A 3,868-nucleotide genomic window follows, 5' to 3' on the forward strand; every position below is an offset into this window, starting at 1 on the left:
ACGGTCCAGCAGAGTCCGTTCAGCAAAGGCCATCTGACTGACCAACAGATACGGATCCCCTTCGTTTGCCAGTAAGTGGTGGAACAAAATACCGTCCTGCAATGGTGACAGGGCATAGATATCCTGAATATTAGCCACCCCGCCCGGTACTTGCCTGATGATACGGTCAATGTCAGCCTGAGTCAGATCGATCAGTGGCAACATCTCTGGGGTGAGCGTCGTCGTCGCTGACGTAATGACATTCGGCGACACCACCACAGCCCGGTGCTGCCCCAATGCCCGAGCCAGTTCAGACAACACCGGCGACTGGAACAGATCACGCACCGCCAGCGTCAACCCCTGGTGACGCAGGCGTTCAATCATCCGTACCGCGAGCAGTGAATGACCGCCCAGTGCGAAGAAACTGTCGTGCCGGCTGACCTGTTCAATGTCCAACAACTCACGCCAAATGGCCGCCAATGTGACTTCTTTCTCTCCTTGCGGTGCCTCATAGATCTGACGGGCAAAAGCCTCGCTGTCCGGTGCCGGCAATGCCCGGCGATCCAATTTACCATTCGGCGTCAACGGCAACGCCTCCAGCCGCACAAAAGCCGACGGCACCATGTAGTCAGGCAGCTGAACACTCAGATGGTCACGCAGGCTATGAATCAATCCCTCATCCGCCGGCGCCGCCACATAGGCCACCAGCCGTTTCTCCGGCCCGTCACCCTGTGCCAGTACTACCGAGTCACTCACCGCCGGGTGTTCCAGCAACCGGGCTTCAATTTCCCCCGGTTCAATCCGGAATCCGCGGATTTTCACCTGCTGGTCGTTGCGGCCCAGAAATTCCAAGTTGCCATCCGGCAGGTAGCGAGCTAAATCCCCGGTGCGGTACATACGCGCCTCCGGGTTGTTACTGAACGGATCGGGCAGGAACCGCTCCGCCGTCAGGTCAGGGCGATTGAAGTAGCCCCGCGCTACCCCCGCCCCGCCGATATAAATTTCACCCACCACGCCCAGCGGCGCCGGCTGACCATAAACGTCCAGCAAATAAAGGCCGGTGTTAGCTATCGGACGCCCGATACTTTCAATAATCCTGTCACCCCGTTGTATCGACAGCCAGGCAGAATACGTTGTCGTTTCGGAAGGTCCATAGAGATTACATAACCGCTGTACCGGCGTTTCTGCAAAAATCTGTTCAATCAGGGTACGTTTAAGCGGTTCACCCGCCAGATTGACGGTATGAACCGATGCCATCAGCGCCTGAGCCTGCAATAACGGTTTCATCGCCGACGGGACTGAGTTAATCAGGGTCACCGGCAGGGAATGCCGCATCAATGACAGGACATCATCGACCAGATGAATCGCCGCACCACGAGACAGCGGCATAAAACATTCAAAAATGGACAGGTCAAAATTCATTGACGTCGAGAAAAGCGTCTCCCGGATCTCTTCCGCGTCAAAAGCCTGCTGTGCCCAGTGCAGGAAGTTCACGGTATTCCGGTGCTCAATCATCACCCCTTTTGGCACGCCCGTGGAGCCGGAAGTATAAATTACATAGGCTAAATGACGGTCAGTCAGCCCCGGTCTCTGCGGGTTGCTGTCCGTCTGGTCCGGCAAGATATTGGGGTCAAGTACCGTCAGTCCGGCCAGCGCTGGCTCGCCCAGCGCCCCACACCCGGCCTCATCCGCCAGTATTACGGACGGCGCGGCATCATGCAGGATATGCGCCAGACGTTCACCCAGATAAGCCGGATCCAGCGGCACATACGCCCCGCCGGCTTTCAGTACCGCCAACAATGCCACCACCATTGCCGGGGAACGTGACACGCAAATCGCCACCCGCTGATCCGGCTCTACGCCCAGCGCCATCAGCTGATGGGCCAGCCGGTTGGCACGGGCATTTAATTCGGCATAACTGAGGATCTGCCCTTCATCTTCATATACTAACGCCGGCGCGTCAGGCGTTTTCGCCACCTGCCGTTCAAACAACTGATGAATGCACAATTGCTCAGGATAGGCGGTTTCCGTGGCATTCCAGGTTTCCAGCAACAACCGGCGCTCCGCCGGTGCCAGGATATCAATCTGCCCAACCGGCTGTTGAGCCTGCCCGACCATCGCTTGCAGCACCGCGTGCAGATATCCTACCTGTCGCGCCATGGTCGCGGCATCAAACAGCGCCGAGGCATAATTCAGCGCACCAACAATCCCGCCCGCCTCTTCTGACAGGCCCAGTTCAAGATCAAACTTAACAACATCAAAGGCTTGATTAACCGGTGACACCGCCAGCCCCGGTAATTGCCATTCCGTCCCCTCCGTGCTCTGCCAGGCAAACATCACCTGGAACAATGGCGTATGCGCCAGCCGGCGCGGCGGCTGCACAATTTCCACCACCTGCTCAAACGGTAAATCCTGATGCGCCTGCGCCGCTAAGGCGGTTTGCCGTACCCGCGCCAGTAATTCCGTCACCGTCAGTTCACCCGGAATATCAATACGCAACGCCAGTGTATTCACAAAGAACCCGATCAACGGTTCCACTTCCTGACGACTGCGACCGGCACTCGGCGTCCCAATCACCACCGCGTCCTGACCGGACAGACGCGACAGGACCACGGCCCAGGCTGACAACAGCGTCATGAATAACGTCACACCGTGCTGCTCACTCAGGCGTTTCAGCGCGGTCGTTAATGCCGCATCCAGATTAACCGGCACGGTATGCCCGATAAACGACTGCTCCGACGGACGCGGCCGGTCAGTGGGTAAATCCAGCAGCACCGGGGCATCAGCCAGCATGGCCCGCCAATAGTCGGATTGCGCCTCGGTCCGTTCAGCCGACAGCCACTGACGCTGCCAGGCGGCGTAATCCGGGTACTGGATCGTCAACGGCGGCAACGGTGCCGGCTGCCCGGCCAGAAACGCCGTATAGAGTGCGCTCAGTTCGCGTATCAGCACATCGACAGACCAGCCATCGGAAATAATGTGATGCTGGGTGAGCAGGAACCGGTATTCATCATCGGCAAGCCGGATAAGCGAAGCGCGAATAAGCGGACCACGCTCAAGGTCAAATGAGGCCCGCGCTTCTTCCGCACACAGGCGTTCAAGCACGCTGTCCGCCTCCGGGAGCCCGCGCAGGTCATGTTGGGATAACCGCAGGCCGCTATCCGGCGCCAGCAGTTGCACTTGCGGCTGACCGCCAACAGAAACGAAAACGGAACGTAACGCGTCATGACGGGCAAACACGCTATCCAGCGCCTGCTGCCAGGCCTCGATATCCAGCTGACCGCACACATGCAGGGCCATCGGAATATGATAAGTCTCACTGACCCCCTCAAACTGCGCCAGGAACCACAGGCGCTGTTGAGCGAATGACAACGGTAACTCACCCTCACGGGATATCGGCAGGATGGCCGGCAGGACCGTGTCCGCCTGACCAGACCCGCCCTGCATGACCTCAGCAAACGCCAGCAAAGTGGGGAATTTAAACAGAGTCGCCAGCGACAGTTCAACCCCGAAAGCCGTGACCCGGTTCATCACCCGCACCGCCAGTAATGAATGCCCCCCCAACGCAAAGAAATTGTCATACCGGCTGATTTGCTCAATCCCCAGAATTTCACGCCAAATCGCTGCCAGGGCGATTTCCGTTTCGCCTTGGGGCGCTTCGTAAACTTGATAAGCAAAGGCTTCATTGTCCGGGGCCGGCAATGCCCGGCGATCCAGTTTACCATTAGGCGTCAACGGAAGTGCATCCAGCCGCACAAAGGCCGACGGCACCATATAATCCGGTAAAGTTGCACTCAGATGAGCACGCAGGTTATTCGCCAGCCCCTCATCCACGGGTGCCACCACATAAGCCACCAGACGCTTATCCTGCCCTTCTCCCAACACCAAC

Annotated in this window: 1 protein-coding gene; it reads right to left on the reverse strand. The window is 58.2% G+C overall.

Translation table 11 applies throughout. The annotated features are described in order from the left end of the window. The coding region (locus ABR397_RS22090) for an amino acid adenylation domain-containing protein (RefSeq protein ID WP_350307591.1) at nucleotides 1-3,868 on the reverse strand (3,868 nt) is incomplete at both ends.

Origin of the sequence: Photorhabdus viridis (assembly GCF_040256935.1) — a bacterium.
Lineage (GTDB): Bacteria > Pseudomonadota > Gammaproteobacteria > Enterobacterales > Enterobacteriaceae > Photorhabdus > Photorhabdus viridis.